The 17,862-nt window shown below is 64.2% G+C and carries 16 protein-coding genes and 3 tRNA genes; 7 read left to right on the forward strand and 12 right to left on the reverse strand.

The window, feature by feature from the left end; translation table 11 throughout:
• The 7 genes from QZ471_RS07115 to QZ471_RS07145 all read right to left on the reverse strand — a co-directional run.
• The coding region (locus tag QZ471_RS07115) for a GTP-binding protein (RefSeq protein WP_288472443.1) at nucleotides 1-229 on the reverse strand (229 nt) is incomplete at its 3' end.
• A gap of 84 nt (nucleotides 230-313) precedes the next feature.
• Nucleotides 314-389 (reverse strand) — tRNA-Thr (locus tag QZ471_RS07120).
• 20 nt (nucleotides 390-409) lie between these two features.
• A tRNA-Gly gene (locus QZ471_RS07125) sits at nucleotides 410-483 on the reverse strand.
• A 23-nt stretch (nucleotides 484-506) separates the two neighbouring features.
• Nucleotides 507-591 (reverse strand) — tRNA-Tyr (locus QZ471_RS07130).
• 219 nt (nucleotides 592-810) lie between these two features.
• On the reverse strand, nucleotides 811-2,352 hold the full coding sequence (locus QZ471_RS07135) for a phosphoenolpyruvate carboxykinase (RefSeq protein WP_295462199.1): 1,542 nt from the start codon (nucleotides 2,350-2,352) through the stop codon (nucleotides 811-813).
• Nucleotides 2,353-2,456: 104 nt separating this feature from the next.
• Nucleotides 2,457-3,350 (reverse strand): Hsp33 family molecular chaperone HslO, encoded by an 894-nt coding sequence (hslO, locus tag QZ471_RS07140; RefSeq protein ID WP_295462201.1) that lies wholly within the window; start codon nucleotides 3,348-3,350, stop codon nucleotides 2,457-2,459.
• Nucleotides 3,351-3,457: 107 nt separating this feature from the next.
• Nucleotides 3,458-3,871 carry an RNA-binding S4 domain-containing protein gene (locus tag QZ471_RS07145; RefSeq protein ID WP_295462203.1) on the reverse strand — a complete coding sequence of 138 codons (414 nt, stop codon included), beginning with the start codon at nucleotides 3,869-3,871 and terminating at the stop codon, nucleotides 3,458-3,460.
• A gap of 88 nt (nucleotides 3,872-3,959) precedes the next feature.
• Here QZ471_RS07145 and QZ471_RS07150 point away from each other — a divergent pair, with 88 nt between their 5' ends.
• From QZ471_RS07150 to rimK, 3 genes are read left to right on the forward strand one after another with little or no spacing between them, the layout of a single operon-like run.
• Nucleotides 3,960-4,736, forward strand: coding sequence for an EAL domain-containing protein (locus QZ471_RS07150; RefSeq protein ID WP_295462205.1), 777 nt, complete (start codon nucleotides 3,960-3,962; stop codon nucleotides 4,734-4,736).
• A 15-nt stretch (nucleotides 4,737-4,751) separates the two neighbouring features.
• Nucleotides 4,752-5,228 (forward strand): ATP-dependent zinc protease, encoded by a 477-nt coding sequence (locus QZ471_RS07155; protein ID WP_059232166.1) that lies wholly within the window; start codon nucleotides 4,752-4,754, stop codon nucleotides 5,226-5,228.
• Nucleotides 5,225-6,130 carry a 30S ribosomal protein S6--L-glutamate ligase gene (gene rimK / locus QZ471_RS07160; protein WP_295462207.1) on the forward strand — a complete coding sequence of 302 codons (906 nt, stop codon included), beginning with the start codon at nucleotides 5,225-5,227 and terminating at the stop codon, nucleotides 6,128-6,130. The genes QZ471_RS07155 and rimK overlap by 4 nt, the downstream gene beginning before the upstream one ends.
• Before the next feature lie 128 nt (nucleotides 6,131-6,258).
• Here the strand turns inward: rimK and QZ471_RS07165 are convergent, their stop codons facing one another.
• Nucleotides 6,259-7,578: an ATP-binding protein gene (locus tag QZ471_RS07165; RefSeq protein ID WP_295462209.1), complete on the reverse strand. Its 1,320-nt coding sequence runs from the start codon at nucleotides 7,576-7,578 to the stop codon at nucleotides 6,259-6,261.
• A 137-nt stretch (nucleotides 7,579-7,715) separates the two neighbouring features.
• On the opposite strand from QZ471_RS07165, the gene QZ471_RS07170 reads away from it, so the two are divergent.
• Nucleotides 7,716-8,588, forward strand: a complete 873-nt coding sequence (locus QZ471_RS07170; protein ID WP_295462210.1) for an undecaprenyl-diphosphate phosphatase — start codon at nucleotides 7,716-7,718, stop codon at nucleotides 8,586-8,588.
• 38 nt (nucleotides 8,589-8,626) lie between these two features.
• Here QZ471_RS07170 and ompR read toward each other — a convergent pair whose 3' ends face one another.
• Nucleotides 8,627-9,361 carry a two-component system response regulator OmpR gene (gene ompR, locus QZ471_RS07175; RefSeq protein WP_058767818.1) on the reverse strand — a complete coding sequence of 245 codons (735 nt, stop codon included), beginning with the start codon at nucleotides 9,359-9,361 and terminating at the stop codon, nucleotides 8,627-8,629.
• A 175-nt stretch (nucleotides 9,362-9,536) separates the two neighbouring features.
• On the opposite strand from ompR, the gene QZ471_RS07180 reads away from it, so the two are divergent.
• From QZ471_RS07180 to gshA, 3 genes are all read left to right on the forward strand, one after another.
• Nucleotides 9,537-11,855, forward strand: a complete 2,319-nt coding sequence (locus QZ471_RS07180; protein ID WP_295462212.1) for a Tex family protein — start codon at nucleotides 9,537-9,539, stop codon at nucleotides 11,853-11,855.
• Between the two features lie 2 nt (nucleotides 11,856-11,857).
• Nucleotides 11,858-12,241 carry a PaaI family thioesterase gene (locus tag QZ471_RS07185; RefSeq protein WP_058767820.1) on the forward strand — a complete coding sequence of 128 codons (384 nt, stop codon included), beginning with the start codon at nucleotides 11,858-11,860 and terminating at the stop codon, nucleotides 12,239-12,241.
• A 208-nt stretch (nucleotides 12,242-12,449) separates the two neighbouring features.
• Nucleotides 12,450-14,027, forward strand: a complete 1,578-nt coding sequence (gene gshA, locus QZ471_RS07190; protein ID WP_295462214.1) for a glutamate--cysteine ligase — start codon at nucleotides 12,450-12,452, stop codon at nucleotides 14,025-14,027.
• Nucleotides 14,028-14,646: 619 nt separating this feature from the next.
• On the opposite strand, the gene QZ471_RS07195 is transcribed toward gshA, so the two are convergent.
• The 3 genes from QZ471_RS07195 to argE form a co-directional block, all read right to left on the reverse strand.
• On the reverse strand, nucleotides 14,647-15,018 hold the full coding sequence (locus tag QZ471_RS07195) for a hypothetical protein (protein ID WP_295462216.1): 372 nt from the start codon (nucleotides 15,016-15,018) through the stop codon (nucleotides 14,647-14,649).
• 78 nt (nucleotides 15,019-15,096) lie between these two features.
• Nucleotides 15,097-16,395, reverse strand: coding sequence for an amino-acid N-acetyltransferase (gene argA, locus QZ471_RS07200; protein WP_295462218.1), 1,299 nt, complete (start codon nucleotides 16,393-16,395; stop codon nucleotides 15,097-15,099).
• A gap of 161 nt (nucleotides 16,396-16,556) precedes the next feature.
• Nucleotides 16,557-17,717 carry an acetylornithine deacetylase gene (gene argE / locus QZ471_RS07205; RefSeq protein WP_295462220.1) on the reverse strand — a complete coding sequence of 387 codons (1,161 nt, stop codon included), beginning with the start codon at nucleotides 17,715-17,717 and terminating at the stop codon, nucleotides 16,557-16,559.
• Between the last annotated feature and the right edge of the window lie 145 nt (nucleotides 17,718-17,862).

Raw genomic sequence — 17,862 nt, forward strand, 5'->3', positions numbered from 1 at the left:
AGTGACGGATCGCCGAGTCGTACTCAACGTGGGAGGTGTTGATGGTGATACCGCGAGCCTTTTCTTCCGGCGCGTTATCGATCTGGTCGAAACCACGAGCGGAACCGCCCCAGGTGTCGGCACAGACTTTGGTCAGCGCTGCGGTCAGCGTGGTCTTGCCATGGTCAACGTGACCGATGGTGCCCACGTTCAGGTGCGGTTTGTTACGTTCGAACTTTTCTTTAGCCATCGACACTCTCTCCCTTCACGAATTGAGCAAAGCAATGCCGCCATTAAAACAAAGGCAGATATTTTCATATCTGCCTTTTTAAGATGGAGCTCATGAGCGGATTTGAACCGCTGACCTCACCCTTACCAAGGGTGTGCTCTACCAACTGAGCTACATGAGCGAAACATTTGCCAGTCAAACTGGAGCGGGTAGCGGGAATCGAACCCGCATCATCAGCTTGGAAGGCTGAGGTTCTACCACTGAACTATACCCGCAGAGCCTAAGCGCTCTAGCAATCTGGTGGAGGGGGAAGGATTCGAACCTTCGAAGTCTGCGACGTCAGATTTACAGTCTGATCCCTTTGGCCACTCGGGAACCCCTCCAAAGTGAGGCGGCATTTTGCTCATCTGCCCTCCTCTTGTCAAGGGATTTTTCAAAATCTCCTTAACAATCAGTGCTTTCGCTTCGCACACTGGCGTTATCGGCGAAAGCGGGCGCAGTTTATGCAACCCGGCGGGGCTATGCAACCCCGAAATGCAAAAAAAGCTTAAAAAACAAAGGCCGCCATAGCGGCGGCCTTTGCCTGCATACAGCAGCTCCTATTAAAGCTGGGGGCCTGCCGCACGGATGGCGTCGGAGATGCCGGAAAACTTCTTGAAGTTCTCGATGAACTTGCCTGCCAGCTCACGCGCCGCAGCGTCGTAGGCCTCGCCATCCTGCCAGGTGTCGCGCGGGTTGAGCAGGACGGTATCCACACCGGGTACTGCGACCGGCACGTCGAGGTTGATCACCGGCACGTGACGGGTCTCGGTATCGATGAGCGCGCCACTCTGGATGGCAGCGATCACGGCACGAGTGGTGGGAATGTTGAAGCGCTTGCCCACGCCATAGCCGCCGCCGGTCCAGCCGGTGTTGACCAGGTACACCTTGGAACCGAAGCCCTGGATACGCTTGATCAGCAACTCGGCGTACTCTGCCGCGGGACGCGGGAAGAAGGGCGCACCGAAGCAGGTGGAGAAGGTGGACTTGATGCCGGGGCCGGAGCCCATCTCGGTCGAGCCGACCAGGGCGGTGTAACCGGACAGGAAGTGATAGGCCGCCTGTTCGTTATTGAGGATGGATACCGGGGGCAGCACGCCGGTGAGGTCGCAGGTCAGGAAGATGACCGCATTGGGCTCGCCGCCCAGGTTGTGCTCGGCGCGCTTGTCGATCAGCTCGCGGGGATAGGCCGCACGACTGTTCTGGGTCAGGCTGTCGTCGGCGTAGTTGGGCGTACGGGTCTGCTCATCGAGCACCACGTTTTCCAGCACCGCACCGAATTGGATGGCCTTCCAGATGACCGGCTCGTTCTTCTCGGACAGGTCGATGCACTTGGCGTAGCAACCACCCTCCATGTTGAAGACGGTACCCACGCCCCAACCGTGCTCGTCGTCACCGATGAGGTAGCGGCTCTGGTCGGCGGACAGGGTGGTCTTGCCGGTACCGGACAGACCGAAGAACAGGGTGACGTCACCGTCCTCGCCAACGTTGGCGGCGCAGTGCATCGGCAGCACGTCCTTTTCCGGCAGCAGGAAGTTCTGCACGGAGAACATGGCCTTCTTCATCTCGCCCGCGTAGCGCATGCCGGCGATCAGCACCTTGCGCGCAGCGAAGTTGATGATGACGGTACCGTCGGAGTTGGTGCCATCCCGCTCGGGCTCGCAGACGAAGCCCGGCGCGTTGATGATTTCCCAGGCCGGCTTGGACTGGGGATCGTACTGGGCCGGGTTGATGAACAGGCAACGACCGAAGAGGTTGTGCCAGGCGGTCTCGGTACGCATGATCACGGGCAGGTAGTGCTCGACATCGGCACCTACATGCACATGGGAGACGAACTGATCGCGCTCGTCCAGGTAGGCGCTGACGCGCTCCCACAGCGGCGCGAACTTGTCCTCCGGGAACGGCCGGTTGATCGGCCCCCAATGGATGGCATCGCGCGTGGAAGCTTCCTCGACGATGAAGCGATCAACCGGCGAACGCCCCGTGCGATGTCCAGTCCTGACGACCAGCGAGCCGTTATCGGCCAGCTCTCCCTCGCCACGGCGCAGAGACTCTTCCACAAGCTGCGCGACGCTGATATCGGTATACACGTTGGCTTTCGTCATTTCGTTCCCCATGGCCCTGGGCCGTTCCTCATGCTTGTAGCTCTTACACGACAGAACTACACGTTGCAGGATTATGCCAGAAAGCCTTCGGGCAATTGCAACGGCTAGTGGCGGGTATTTCCGGGCGTTTGCGTGCCGCCACCCGCAAAAATCTGCGCGATATCGGCGGCGTCGAAGACCTGTTGCTCGTTGCAAAACTGACAATCGACCAGAATTCGCCCCTGCTGTTCATCCAGTAGCGATTCCACGTCCGGACGGCCCATGCTGACCAGGGCATTGGCGGCGCGATCACGGGAGCAACTGCAGTTGAAGGCCACGCCCTGCTCGTCGAACAGGCGCACGGTCTCTTCATGGAACAGGCGGTGCAGGATGACTTCGTTGTCCAGCCCGAGCAGTTCTTCCGCCGTGAGGGTGTCGGCCAGGGTGACGACATGCTCCCAGCTCTCCTGACGGGCCTGGGCGTCCTTGACCCGCGCCGGCGGCAGCTGCTGCAACAGCAGGCCACGGGCACGACGGCCGTCGGCATTCAGCCAGAAGCGCGTGGGCAGCTGCTCGGAGGTGGCGAAGTAGCCCGACAGGCATTCGGCCAGGTTGACTCCTTCCAAGGGCACTATGCCCTGATAGCGCTGACCGTGACGCGGATCGATGGTCAAGGCCAGCACGCCGTCCGGCATGAGTTCGCCGAGGGAGGCGGCAGTAGTGATCGCCCCCTCTTCGTAACGGGCGATACCGCGCACTTCGCGGTTGCTGGAGCATTCCACCATCAACAGTGGGATGGGGCCGCTGGAGCGGGCCTGGAGCACCAACAGTCCGTCGAGCTTGAGGGTGCCGCACAGCAGGGCCGCGGCAGCGAGCATCTCGCCGAGCAACTGAGCGACCGGCTCAGGGTAGGGATGCTTGGCTAGCACTTCGGCGTAACTGCGGTCCAGGGTGGCCAGTTCGCCACGGACGTCGGTCTCGTCGAACAGGAAACGTTGGGTGAAATCGCGGGAAGTCATGAACTACCTATATATAAGGAAGAGTGCCCGAACGGAGCCGTCCATGGCTGCCGGCAAAGGCATGATGGCGGCCGTGCCGTTGGAAAAATCCGCCGAGTCGGACTGACTCAGTCGTTGAACGGGTGGACGTAGTCGCGGAATTGGTGGATCTGCCGGCGTTGTTTCTTGGTAGGCCGTCCGTCGGTTTGTACGCCGAGATTGCCGGCCTTGCGCGCTGCGGCGGCCTGCTCGCGCGCCTCGACGCTCTCCGGCGTCTCTTCATAGAGCTGCTGAGCCTCGGGGGCGCCCCGTCGATTCTGCGACAGGGCGAGGATGACGACCGTCTTGTCGTCATAGCCCTGGCGGATGGTGAGGACGTCGCCGACCCTAGGCTCCTTGCTGGGCTTGCAGCGCTCGCCACGGCACTGGACCTTGCCGCCTTCCAGGGCAGCCTTAGCCAGGGCGCGGGTCTTGAAAAAACGGGCCGCCCAGAGCCATTTATCAAGGCGCATCCGCTCTTCAGTGTGATCTACTGCATGCATCGAATAAAAGATCCTCTATCGAGTCTCAGACTCTTTCCAAGAACTCTAAACCATCAGACCGACGCTGCAAGCGCGCCTCTGGAGAGCCATGACCACCTTCTTCCCTTCCGACCTGACCGGCCAGACCCGCTGCGCGGGGTGCCAGCAGTCGGAACCCCTGGGCTTCGACTTCGACTTTGCCTACCAGCCCATCGTGGACCTGGGCAAAGGCACGGTCTTCGCCCGGGAAGCACTGGTGCGCGGACCGACCGGCGAAGGCGCGATGTCGGTGCTCAGTCAGGTGACCGACAGCAACAGATACCGCTTCGACCAACTCTGCCGGACCAAGGCCATCGCTACCGCGGCCGCCCTGGGTCTGCAGGAACACCTGTCGATCAATTTCCTGCCCAATGCCGTCTATCGCCCGGAGCTGTGCATTCGCAGTACCCTGGCCGCCGCTCGTGAACATGCCTTTCCCCTGGAACGGCTGATTTTCGAGACGGTGGAGACGGAGCACGTGTCCAGCGACCATCTCACCGGCATCCTGCGCGAGTACCAGCAGTTCGGCTTCAAGACCGCCATCGACGATTTCGGCGCCGGTCATTCGGGGCTGACGCTGCTGGCCGAATTCCAGCCGGACCTGGTCAAGCTCGACATGGCACTCATCCGCGACATCGACCAAGACCGCGTCCGCCGTACCATCGTGCGCCATGTGATCGGCATGTGCGACGAGCTGGGCACACGGGTAGTGGCCGAGGGCGTGGAAACGATCGCCGAGCGAGATTGCCTGAGAGACCTGAGCATCGACCTGATGCAGGGCTATCTCTTCGCCAAACCCGCTTTCAAACAGCTCGTCGATCCGCAACATTTAGGCGGAGGGCACTGATTTCAAGGAGCTTCGATGAGCAATTCTGCCGAACTGGCCATTATCGGCCTGAGCGAATGGGTGGCCCTGCCCGATCTCGGCGTGGTGGGCCTGCGCGCGAAGATCGATACCGGCGCCAGCACCTCGGCGCTGCACGCCACGGAAGTCCAGCCTTTCATGCGTGGCAAGCAGCGCTGGGTGAGGTTCACCGTGCACCTGGGCACCCTGGTGCAGTCCCGCCACCGGCACTGCGAGGCACCCTTGGTGGCCAAGAAGACCATTCGCAGTTCCAACGGCATCGCCCAGACCCGCTATGTGATCCGCACTCACCTCGCCCTCGGCCAGCGGCAATGGCCGGTGGAGTTCACCCTGGCCTGCCGCAAAAACATGCGTTATCGCATGCTGCTCGGCTCGAAAGCCTTGATCGAGGGTGGCCTATTGGTGAATCCGGCCGTCTCCTATGCGCAAGACAAACCCCAGTTGTCCCTCACTCCGGCCTCCGGTGCCCCATGAAAATCGCCGTTCTCTCGCGTAATCCCAATCTGTACTCCACCCGGCGCCTGGTCGAAGCCGGCGTCAGCCGCGGCCACGAGGTGGTGGTGGTCGACACCTTGCGCGCGTACATGAACATCGCCAGTCACAAGCCGCAGATCCACTATCGTGGCAAACCCCTGGAAGGCTTCGACGCGGTCATCCCACGCATCGGCGCCTCGGTCACCTTCTACGGCTGCGCGGTGCTGCGGCAGTTCGAGATGCAAGGGGTCTTTCCGCTGAACGAGAGCGTGGCCATCAGCCGTTCGCGGGACAAGTTGCGCTCCCTGCAGTTGCTCTCGCGCAAGGGCATCGGCCTGCCGGTGACGGGCTTCGCCCATTCGCCGGACGACGTCCCGGACCTGATCCAGATGGTCGGCGGCGCGCCACTGGTAATCAAGGTGCTGGAGGGTACCCAGGGCATCGGGGTGGTGCTGTGCGAGACCGAGAAGGCGGCAGAATCGGTGATCGAGGCGTTCATGGGCCTCAAGCAGAACATCATGGTGCAGGAGTACATCCGCGAAGCGGGCGGCGCGGACATTCGCTGCTTCGTGGTGGGCGACAAGGTGATCGCGGCAATGAAGCGCCAGGCGGCACCGGGCGAATTCCGTTCGAACCTGCACCGGGGCGGAACCGCCAGCCTGATCAAGATCACTCCCGAGGAACGCATGACCGCCCTGCGCGCAGCCCGGGCCATGGGCTTGAGCGTGGCCGGGGTGGACATCCTCAGATCCAATCATGGCCCGCTGGTGATGGAGGTGAATTCCTCGCCGGGCCTGGAAGGTATCGAGCAGACCACCGGCAAGGACGTGGCCGGGATCATCATCGAGTACCTGGAGAAGAACGCCGAGCCGGGGCTGACGCGGACCAAGGGCAAGGGGTGAAGACTTTGGGCGCGGGGTGTTGGTCTTCGCTAGCGCTCAGCCCAACCACGCACTGATCGCGGCCATGGGCCGCTCCTACGGCATGGGGCCAGCCTGTAGGAGCGGTTCATGGCCGCGATAACGTCTGGTCAGCTGGCGCTACGCGGTAGCAGCAGGCCCAGGGGCAGCAGCACCCGGGCTTCCACCCCTCCTCCTTCACGATTGCGCAATTCGGCGCTACCGCCGTGCTGGGCGGCAATGCGCTTGACGATGGCGAGGCCCAAGCCGGAGCCGCTGACGGTGCGGGCGCGATTGCCGCGGGTGAAGGGATTGAAGATGTCCTGCAGATCCTTGGGATCGATGCCGGGGCCGCGATCCATCACGCTCAGGGCGACATAGGGCGCCGTGGCGGAGCCAGCGACCTGGCCGACTACCTCGATACCGCCGCCACCGCCATGACGCAGGGCGTTTTCCACCAGGTTGGTCAGCAGTCGCTTGAAGGAGATGCGCCGCACCGGCAGCGGTGGCAGGACGTCGAGCATCAGCCGTACCCGCTCCTTTTCCTGGTTGTAGGGGGCGACTACCTGGCGAGCCAGCTCGTTGATATTGGTGAGCTCCTGGGGCTCGTCGCGGCCATCGCGAACGAAGGCGAGGAACTGGTCGAGGATGGCGTTCATGTCCTCGATGTCGCGGATCATGTCCTCGGCTTCTTCGCGCTCGGCGGGTGGCATCAGTTCCACCGCCAGGCGCAGCCGAGTCAGGGGCGTACGCAGATCATGGGATACCCCGGCCAGCATCAGCTCACGCTCGCGCCCGGCCTGTTCGACGTCCTCGGCCATCTGGTTGAAGGCGTGGTAGACGTCTTGGATTTCGCTGGGGGCATCGGTCTCCGGCAAGCGCACGCTGCGCCCCTTGCCCAGTTCGCGGGCGGCATTCACCAAACGCCGCAGGGGTTGATTGAGCTGGCGGACGAAGACCCAGGCGGCAAGGGTGGACAGCAGGCCGATGGCCAGGAACCAGCCAAGCACGCTCCAGATGTGCTGGCCACGCAGGGGATGGGCCATCAGCGGAATCTTGATCCAGTCAGGACCAAGGGTTGGCGCCAGCACCCACATGGCCGGACCATGCTGGACCCGCACCCGCACCTCGGTGTCTTCCCCCAGTTCCTGCTTCATCTGGCGTTCGAAGATCTCGCTGTAGGGCCAGTGATATTCCCCGGCCGGTACGGTTTCCGGCGATTCGTAGCGCAGGCCGGCGGCCTGGGCGATCCGCGGCCGCTCGCTCTCCGGCGTGGCCCAGTAGGCCCTGAGCGTCAGGGCGGCGCCGTGGCTGTACTGGCGGTCGACCAAGACGTCTTCGTTGAGCAGCAGATAGACCAGCGTCAGCGCCTTGGAGAAGAGCACCGCGAGCAGAACCATCCACAGCGAGCGGGCGAAAAAACTCTGGGGAAACCAGCTGGGCACCTTCATCGAAAGAATTTCCTGAGCGAAACGGCGCGAAAGCCATCACAACCTCTGGCGTTGCAGAGCCCAGATAGACAGCCAGACATGGAAATATTCGGATACATTTGCTCGCCCATTCCTTTCCTTCGACCTGGAGTTCTCTCGTGTCCGACATCTGCCAGACCGGCCTGGACATCGGCTTCGCCTCGCTCAGCTACGCCCAGATCGCCTTTCTCGGGGTGGTGCAGGGTATCACCGAGCTGCTGCCCATTTCGTCCACCGCGCACATGCGGGTGGTGCCGGCCCTGCTGGGCTGGCGCGATCCCGGTTCGGCCTTTTCCGCCGCCATGCAGATGGCGGCGCTGGCGGCGGTGATCAGCTATTTCTGGCGGGATGTCAGCGGCGTCACCCGCGGCAGCCTGACGGCGGTTCGCCAGCGCGACTTCAACAGCCCGGACTTCCTGCTGGCGGTGATGATCGTGCTGGCGACCATTCCCATTTGTATTGCGGGACTCTTGCTGGCTCCCCTGCTCAACGCCTGCGACTCGCCACTGCGTGGCCTCAGCGTGATCGGTTATGCCTGCCTGGGTATGGCGGTATTGCTGGCCCTGGCCGAACGCCTCTGCCGCCACAATCGCGACATTTCGCAGATGCGCCTGCGCGATGCGCTGATCGTGGGGATCGCCCAGGTCGGCGCGCTGATTCCGGGTGTGTCCCGCTCGGGCTCGACGCTGACCGCCGCCATGTTCCTCAATCTGCGTCGCGAGGAAGCCGCGCGCTTTTCCTTCCTGCTCGGCCTGCCGGCCATCGCCCTGGCCGGACTCAAGGAGCTGGTGGTGCTCTGGCACGCGCACATCCCGGCCGAGGCCTGGTCACTGCTGCTGGTGGGACTGGTGGTGGCGAGTCTGTCGGCCTTCGCGGCGATCTGGGGCCTGATGCGCTTTCTCGAGCGCTTCTCGACCTGGCCCTTCATCATCTACCGCGCCCTGCTGGGAATTTTCCTGCTGGTGGGTGTGCACCAAGGGCTGTTCGCTTAAGCAAGGATCTGCCGGGGCGGGCTGCCCCGGCACCTATCCTACTTGCCGGCGCCGTCCGGCACGAAGACGTAGCCCACGCCCCAGACGGTCTGGATGTAGCGCGGCTTGGACGGGTCGGGCTCGATCATCCGGCGCAGGCGGGAGATCTGGACATCGATGGAGCGCTCCAGGGCATCCCATTCGCGGCCGCGGGCCAGGTTCATCAGCTTGTCGCGGGTCAGCGGCTCGCGGGCGTGGTCGACCAGCGCCTTGAGCACGGCGAATTCGCCGGTGGTGAGCATGTGGGTCTCTTCGCCGCGCTTGAGTTCGCGGGTCGCCAGATGCAGGGCGTAGTCGCCGAAGGTCACCACCTCGTCGGTACCGGCGGGAGCACCGGGCACCACGGGGGCCTGACGGCGTAGTACGGCCTTGATGCGAGCCACCAGTTCCAACGGGTTGAAGGGCTTGGCCAGGTAGTCGTCGGCGCCCTGGTCGAGGCCCTGGATCCGGCTGCCTTCATCGCCCTTGGCGGTCAGCATGATGATGGGAATGCGATTGCCGCTCTCGCGCAGCCGGCCGCAGGCGGACAGGCCGTCTTCGCCGGGCATCATCAGATCGAGGACGACCAGGTTGAAAACCTCGCGGGCCAGCAGACGGTCCATCTGCTCGGCGCTCTCGACGGTGCGCACGCGATAGCCCTGCTCGGCAAGAAAACGCTCCAAGAGGCGGCGTAGCCGGGCGTCGTCGTCGACGACCAGGATCTTTTCACCTTCCGGGGCAGCGGTGGTGCTCATAATAGCTCCTTGTGATCTAGCACTGGATTATGCCGTAGGCCATCCGACAGCGGCGTTGGGCCATTGTTAGCAGATTTTGCCCGGTCGCGGGCGGCGGCGGTGGCACAGGAAGCGGCAGCCCGACGGGCTCGGGTATACTGCCGCCCGCTTTTTCTCGTGCAAGCCAGGTAGCCAGATGGATATCAATAGCCGCATCGCCGAAGAGCTCGGCGCCCGCCCGCAACAGGTCGCCGCCGCCGTGGCCCTGCTCGACGAAGGGTCGACCGTGCCCTTCATCGCCCGTTACCGCAAGGAAGTCACCGGCAGCCTGGACGACACCCAGCTGCGTCATCTCGAAGAGCGCCTGCGCTACCTGCGCGAACTGGAAGACCGCCGCGCGGCGGTACTGGCCAGCATCGAGGAGCAGGGCAAGCTGACCGCCGAGCTGGCCCGGGAGATCAACCTGGCCGATACCAAGACGCGCCTGGAAGACCTCTACCTGCCCTACAAGCAGAAGCGCCGCACCAAGGGCCAGATCGCCCTGGAAGCCGGCCTCGGCCCGCTGGCTGACGCCCTGCTGGGCGATCCGACGCTGAATCCGGAGCGCGAGGCGGCCGCCTATGTCGACGCCGACAAGGGCGTGGCGGACGTGAAAGCCGCCCTGGAAGGCGCCAAGTACATCCTCATGGAGCGCTTCGCCGAGGACGCCGACCTGCTGGCCCGGCTGCGTAGCGTGCTGCAGCAGGACGCCATCCTCAGCGCCCGTTTGATCCCCGGCAAGGAGACCGAGGGCGCCAAGTTCAGCGACTATTTCGAGCACGACGAACCCTTCAAGGCCGTGCCATCGCACCGCGCCCTGGCAATCTTCCGCGGCCGTAACGAGGGCATCCTCAGTGCCGCGCTCAAGCTCGGCGAAGAAGGCCCGGGCATTGCCCATCCCTGCGAAGGCCTGATCGCCACGCACTTCGGCCTGAAGAACGAAGGTCGCGCCGCGGACAAGTGGCTTTCCGAGGTGGTGCGCTGGACCTGGAAGGTCAAGCTCTATACCTCCCTGGAAACCGATCTGCTCGGTGAATTGCGCGAGAAGGCCGAGGACGAAGCCATCGCGGTGTTCGCCCGCAACCTGCACGACCTGCTGCTGGCCGCGCCGGCCGGTCCGCGTACTACCCTGGCGCTGGACCCGGGTCTGCGTACCGGCTGCAAGGTCGCCGTGGTGGATGCCACCGGCAAGCTGCTGGCTACCGACACCGTCTATCCCCATGCACCGAAGAACCAGTGGGACCAGACCCTGGCCACCCTGGGCGTGCTTTGCACCAAGCATGGCGTCGACCTGATCGCCATTGGCAACGGCACCGCCAGCCGCGAGACCGACAAGCTGGCCGGCGAGCTGATCAGCAAGTATCCGGGCCTGGGCCTGACCAAGGTGATGGTCAGCGAAGCCGGTGCCTCGGTGTATTCCGCGTCGGAACTGGCTGCCCGGGAATTTCCCGATCTGGACGTCTCCCTGCGCGGCGCCGTGTCCATTGCCCGTCGCCTGCAGGATCCGTTGGCCGAGCTGGTGAAGATCGAGCCCAAGTCGATCGGCGTCGGCCAGTACCAGCACGACGTCTCCCAACTCAAGCTGGCGCGCAGCCTGGATGCCGTGGTGGAAGATTGCGTGAACGCCGTGGGCGTGGACGTGAACACCGCCTCCGCTGCCCTGCTGGCGCGGATTTCCGGCCTGAATGCCACCCTGGCGCAGAACATCGTGCAATTCCGCGACGCCAATGGCGCCTTCGCCACCCGTGATGCCTTGAAGAAAGTACCGCGCCTGGGCGACAAGACCTTCGAGCAGGCCGCCGGCTTCCTGCGGGTAATGAGCGGCACCAACCCGCTGGACGCCTCGGCGGTGCACCCGGAAACCTATCCGCTGGTGCAGCGCATCGCTGCCGACACCGGCCGCGACATCCGCTCGCTGATCGGCGATTCGAGCTTCCTCAAGCGACTGGATCCGAAGAAGTTCACCGACGAGACCTTCGGCCTGCCGACGGTGACCGACATCCTCCAGGAACTGGACAAGCCTGGCCGCGATCCGCGCCCGGAGTTCAAGACCGCGGTGTTCCAGGAGGGGGTGGAGAAGCTGTCCGACCTCAAGCCCGGCATGGTGCTGGAGGGCGTCATCACCAACGTCACCAACTTCGGGGCCTTCGTCGACATCGGCGTGCATCAGGACGGCCTGGTGCACATCAGCGCCCTGTCGGAGAAGTTCGTCAAGGATCCCTACGAGGTGGTCAAGGCGGGCGACATCGTCAAGGTCAAGGTGATGGAGGTGGACGTGCCGCGCAATCGCGTGGGGCTGTCCATGCGCATGGGCGACACCCCCGGCGAGAAGGTCGACGGCAAAGCCGGTGGCCAGGCGCGCGGTAACGGCGGCAAGCCCCGCGCCGACAAGGGTGCGCCGCGCCAGACCCAACCGGCCCCGGCCAACAATGCGATGGCGTCTTTGTTCGCCAATGCCAAACAACTGAGGAAGTGAGCATGAGCGGTTCTCCCGTAGGCAAGGACAGCGCCTTCAGCACCCTGCTGGGCATGACCATCCACAAGGCCGAACAGGGCGAGTCCGAGGTGCGCATGAGCGTGCAGGACCAGCTCATCAACCTGCACGGCAAGCTGCACGGCGGCGCGCTCTTCTCGTTGATCGACACCGCCCTGGGCCAGGCCAGCCACAGCCTGTTCGACGGCCGCCCCGGCAGCGTGACCCTGGAGTGCAAGGTCAACTACGTGCGCGGTGTCAGCGAAGGTGAACTGGTCTGCCGTGCCCAGGTAATCCATCCCGGGCGCAAGACCCACGTGCTGGAAGCCAAGGTGCATCAGGGCGACAAGCTGATCGCCCTGGCCCAGGCGACCTTCGCCTGCCTGTAACCGGCCAGATCGGGCAGCGGCGAAACGGCGCATATCGCCCTTTGCCGTTGCCTGAGCTACGCTGGGAGCCAACTGAGCGGGTTGCGGTCTGAGGCTTGAACCCGGACCGCGGCAGTGACTGCTGCCGCCCCGCGTCGGCCCTGGCCGATCTCCACATTTCAGTCGGTTTCTACCCTGCCCGGGGCGAGTACCGCCAAAGGAAGTCAACTTGAGCGATATCCTGTCCCGCCGCCTGGCGCTGCTCGGCGCTGATGCCCGTCTCCTGACCGAATGCCTGCACGGCATCGAACGCGAGGCCCTGCGCGTCGACGTTCGCGGCCAGCTGTCCCAGCGGCCCCATCCCGAAGCCCTGGGTTCCGCCCTGACCCACCCGCAGATCACCACGGACTACTCCGAGGCGCTGCTGGAATTCATCACCCCTACCGGCACCCGCACCCCCGAGGTCTTGGCGGCGCTGGATCTCGTACACCGCGCCGCGGTCGCCCAGCTCGACGGCGAGCGGCTGTGGAGCGGCTCCATGCCCTGCGCCCTGCCGGCCGAAGACGAGATTCCCATCGCCGACTACGGCAGCTCCAACATCGGCCGGCTCAAGCACGTCTATCGCCGCGGCCTGGCCCTGCGCTACAGCCGCACCATGCAGTGCATCGCCGGCATCCACTACAACTTCTCGCTGCCGGAGTCGGCCTGGGAGCTGTTGCGCCAGAGCGAAGGTGATGCGCGTGATGCGCGTGATTACCAGTCGGCGCGCTATATCGCCCTGATCCGTAACTTCCGCCGCTACAGCTGGCTGCTGATGTATCTATTCGGCGCCTCGCCAGCGCTGGATGCGGGCTTCCTGCGCGGCCGGCCGCACCAGTTGCAGACTCTGGACGACCAGACGCTATACCTGCCCTATGCGACCAGCCTGCGCATGAGCGACCTGGGCTACCAGAGCAACGCCCAGGCCAGCCTGACGCCGGATTACAATGACCTGACCACCTACACCGAGAGCCTCAGACGCGCGGTGGGCACGCCCTACCCGCCCTATGCGGAGATCGGTACCCACCAGAACGGCGAGTGGGTGCAGCTCAACACCAACATCCTGCAGATCGAGAACGAGTACTACGCCACCATCCGCCCGAAACGGGTCACCCGCAGCGGCGAGCGGCCGGTGCAGGCGCTGATGGCGCGTGGCGTGCAGTACATCGAGGTGCGTTGCCTGGACATCGACCCCTTCCTGCCGCTGGGGATCGACACCACCACCGCGCTCTTCCTCGACGCCTTCCTGCTCTACTGCGCCCTGGAAGGCAGCCCGCCGCTCAACGGCGAGTGCAGCGAATGCACCGACAACTTCGCCAGCGTGGTCCGCGAAGGCCGCAAGCCGGGCCTACGCCTGCAACGTCACGGTGCCTCGGTCGCCATGATCGACTGGGCGGCGGAGATGCTCGACCAGATCGAGCGTTGCGCCGAGACGCTGGACGCCAGCCTGGGCGGCGACGCCCATCGTCAGGCCGTGGCCGTGCAGCGGCAGAAATTCGCCGATGTCCGCCTGACGCCATCGGCGCGGGTGCTGCAGGAACTGCGCGAACGCGACGAGAGCTTCGCCGCGTTCGGCTTGCGCCAGAGCGAGCTTCACGCGGCCTATTTCGCCAGCCAGCCGCTGAGCGACGGCGAGCGGGCCTGCTATGCCCAGATGGCGCGGCAGTCGCTGGAAGAGCAGGCAGAGATCGAGGCAGCGCCCCAGGGGGATTTCGATACCTTCGTGGCGGCGTATCAGGCGAGTATCTTGGCGACGATTGGGGTGTAGGCAGGTAGGTTGGGTTGAGACAGCTCCATCGTCGAAGCCCAACGGTGCTGTGGGTTTGGCTTTATGGGTGCCTCAGCTAGTTATCGGGGTTTGTTGAGGGCTCTCGTTTCGCCTGGCCGGCGACTCACTTTTCTTTGTTTGCGCAAAGAAAAGTAAGCAAAAGAAAGCGCACCCCACGTTTTGGCCCTCCGCTGCGCTCCGGGTCCCCTCGCTCCGGTGCCGCTCCGGGGGCACGGCACGAAGGGGCCTCCTGCCCCTCGCGCCTTGCTCGGCGTCCTGCCTCGCATCCCCCTCCGCGACACCTACACTCGGCCTCACTGACGGGGACGGGGCGCAAGCCTGACGCTGCGGATCTAAAGGTTATGCAAAAGTGATTCGTAGTGTGGACAACGCCGATACCTTGTTCACTGTTCGTAATAATTTTATCGATGGAAAACGCTACGACTTAACTTTGGTTGCAATCGCGGCCATGGGCCGCTCCTACAGGGGGCGATTCTTTTGTAGGAGCGGCCCATGGCCGCGACAAATTGCGACAAAGACAGTTTCTTTATGGATACGGGACTTAGACGACTGAGAGAATGCCAGTGGAAAACGCTGCGCGGCTTTCCATGCTGCGGCTCTATGGCTGATTCCAGTTAACTTTGTACTCCCCCGTCTTGAAGATAGATATATCGACAGATTTCCAATTCTGCGAATCAACAGGAAGAGTGCTGCTCAACTTCTCTACAAGCATAGAGGGAACCAGCGGGCGACATGGCTCAAGCTTTACAAATTCACCATTTATTTCAACCAGATGATTAACAGAAACAATGTTACGCCCCTTAGCGTCTTTGCCATCACGAGAATAGTGCACGGAAAGCTCGCTCCATTTCGCGGGAGCATTTTCTAAAAGACAGCTCGCCAAGCCTTGTACTATTTTTTGCTCTTCATCAGCCCACGCCATGCCAGAAAACACAAAACCAAATAAGAAAATAATTGCAAAAACTTTCATCACAAGCCTCAAGAAAATCCCTTACTCGCCACGGAGTCGACCAGCAATTCTTATTCAGAACCCTTTATAAGCAAGCCCCTACAGGCTCTTCTCGAAAATCTTCGAATTGCGCTGGAAGTTGTACAGCGACGCCCGCGCCGCCGGCAGGCGTTCCACGCCGCTGGGCTCGAAACCGCGTTCGCGAAACCAGTGCGCGGTCTTGGTGGTGAGCACGAACAGGGTGCTCAGGCCGCGCTCACGAGCGCGTTGCTCGATGCGGGCCAGCAGGGCGTCGCCGCGGCCGCCGTGGCGGTAGTCGGGATTCACCGCCAGGCAGGCCAGTTCGCCCGCCGCCGAGTCGGCGATGGGATAGAGCGCGGCGCAGGCGATGATCAGGCCTTCGCGTTCGACGATGCTGAATTGCTCGATCTCCCGCTCCAGTACCTCGCGCGAGCGACGCACCAGGATGCCCTGCTCTTCCAGCGGGCGGATCAGTTCCATCAGGCCGCCGACGTCGGCGATGGTCGCCTCGCGCAGGGTCTCGAAGGGTTCCTGGGCCACCAGGGTACCGCTGCCGGCGCGAGTGAAGAGCTCGGTGAGCAGGGCACCGTCCTCGGCGTAGCCGACGATATGGCAGCGCCGCACGCCGCCCAGGGTCGCCTGGGCGGCGGCGTCCAGCAGCTCGGCCTGGTAGGAACTGCCCAGGCGCTTGAGGTGGCTGGCGATCTGCTGCGGGCCGATCTCGCGGATCAGGGCGCCGTGCTCGTCCAACAGGCCCGGCTCGGCGCCATAGAGCACCAGCTTGTCGGCGCCCAGGTCGATGGCGGCGCGCATGGCCACGTCTTCGCAGGCCAGGTTGAAGGTCTCGCCGGTGGGGGAATAGCCCAGCGGCGAGAGCAACACGATGGTGCGCTCGTCGAGCAGTCGGCCGATGCCCCGGCGGTCGATGCGGCGGACCTCGCCGGTGTGGTGGAAGTCGACGCCGTCCTGGACCCCGACCGGGCGCGCGGTGACCAGGTTGCCGCTGGCGACCCGCAGGCGCGAGCCCTGCATGGGCGAGGCAGCCATGTCCATGGACAACCGCGCCTCAATGGCGCTGCGCAGGCTGCCGACCGCATCGATCACCGCTTCCAGGGTCGGGCCGTCGGTGATGCGCAGGTCGTTGTAGAAGCGCGGCTCGATGCCGCGGGCGACCAGGCGCGCTTCGATTTGTGGGCGCGAGCCGTGCACCAGCACGAGGCGCACGCCCAGGCTGTGCAGCAGCACCAGGTCGTGGACGATGTTGCCGAAGTTGGGATGGTCGACGCCGTCACCGGGGAGCATGACGACGAAGGTGGCGTCGCGGTGGGCGTTGATGTAGGGCGAGGCATGGCGGAGCCAATTGACGTAATCGTGCATCGAGACGAAGACCCTTGGTGGATGGGCGTGAGGGTGAACGAAGGCAGGCAGGGCGTTCAGCGTCGTCGCAGCACGGAGGTTCCTCGACTAGGGCGGATGTGCAGGCAGCGTCAGTAGACCACCTGGAGTTTACAAAAAGTCACGCCGGGCGACCGGCCAATTCATCGGACGACAGCCGCATCGCCCAGGCAGTAGTGGCGAATCAGGGCCTGCAGCAGACTCACGGTCGGAGCGATCCGCGCCAGGTCCAGGTGTTCCTCGGGTTGGTGGGCGCAGCTGATATCACCGGGCCCGAGCACCAGCACCTCCTGGGTGATCGCCTGCAGATAGGGCGCTTCGGTGGCGAAGGCCACGGCGTCGGCCTGGTGACCGGTGAGGCGCTCGGCCAGGCGCACCAGTTCGGCCTCGGCCGGTTGCTCGAAGGGCGGCACGGCGGGAAACAGCGGCTGGTAGTCGATCCGCACGCCAAAGCGCTCAGCGACGGGCTGCAGTCGCCCGCGGATGGCGGCGCGCAAGGCTTCCGGCTGCATACCCGGTAGCGGCCGCAGGTCGAACTCCAGAGCGCACTGGCCGCAGATGCGGTTGGGGTTGTCACCGCCATGGATACAGCCGAGGTTGAGCGTCGGCTGGGGTACCAGGAACAGCGGATTGCGGTATTCGCGCTGCCACTGGGCGCGCAATTCGAGCAGCTCACCCAGCACCGCGTGCATGGCTTCCAGGGCGCTGTGGCCCAGGGTCGGATCGGAGGAGTGGCCGCTCTGACCGAGGATGTCGATGCGCTCCATGAGGATGCCCTTGTGCAGGCGGATCGGCTTCAGGCCGGTCGGCTCACCGATCACCGCGGCACGACCCAGGGGGCGGCCGGCCTCGGCCAATGCGCGGGCGCCGTCCATGGAGGACTCTTCGTCGCAGGTGGCCAGGACGATCAGCGGCTGGCGCAGTTGCCGTAGATCCAGATCGCGGATGGCTTCGAGGATCAGCGCGAAGAAGCCCTTCATGTCGCAGCTGCCGAGGCCGTACCAGCGGTCGTCGGCCTCGCGCAGCCGCAGGGGATCGGCCTGCCACAGCGCTTCGTCGTAGGGCACGGTATCGGTATGGCCGGCCAGCACCAGCCCTCCCGGACCGCTGCCCAGGGTGGCGATCAGGTTGAACTTGCCCGGGCTCACCTCCTGGGTCTCGCAGGTGAAGCCCAGGGCGCCGAACCAGTCGGCCAGGCGCGCGACGACGCCGGCGTTGGACTGGTCCAGCGCCGGCTGGGTGCAGCTCACCGAGGTCTCGGCGATCAGGGTGGCGAACAGCGACTTGAGGGCAGGCAGGGTCATGGGAGTCTCCTGGACACGGCTCCATGATGGCGCCATCCGCCCTGGGATGAAACCTTCATGCGCCCGGGTGCCGGGACGGGCTAAACTAGCGCCCACGTTCTCGCCCTCCGTCGTCATGACGCGCTCGGCACGGAGCCGGACCGTT

This window comes from uncultured Pseudomonas sp. (assembly GCF_913774235.1).
Classification (GTDB): domain Bacteria; phylum Pseudomonadota; class Gammaproteobacteria; order Pseudomonadales; family Pseudomonadaceae; genus Chryseomonas.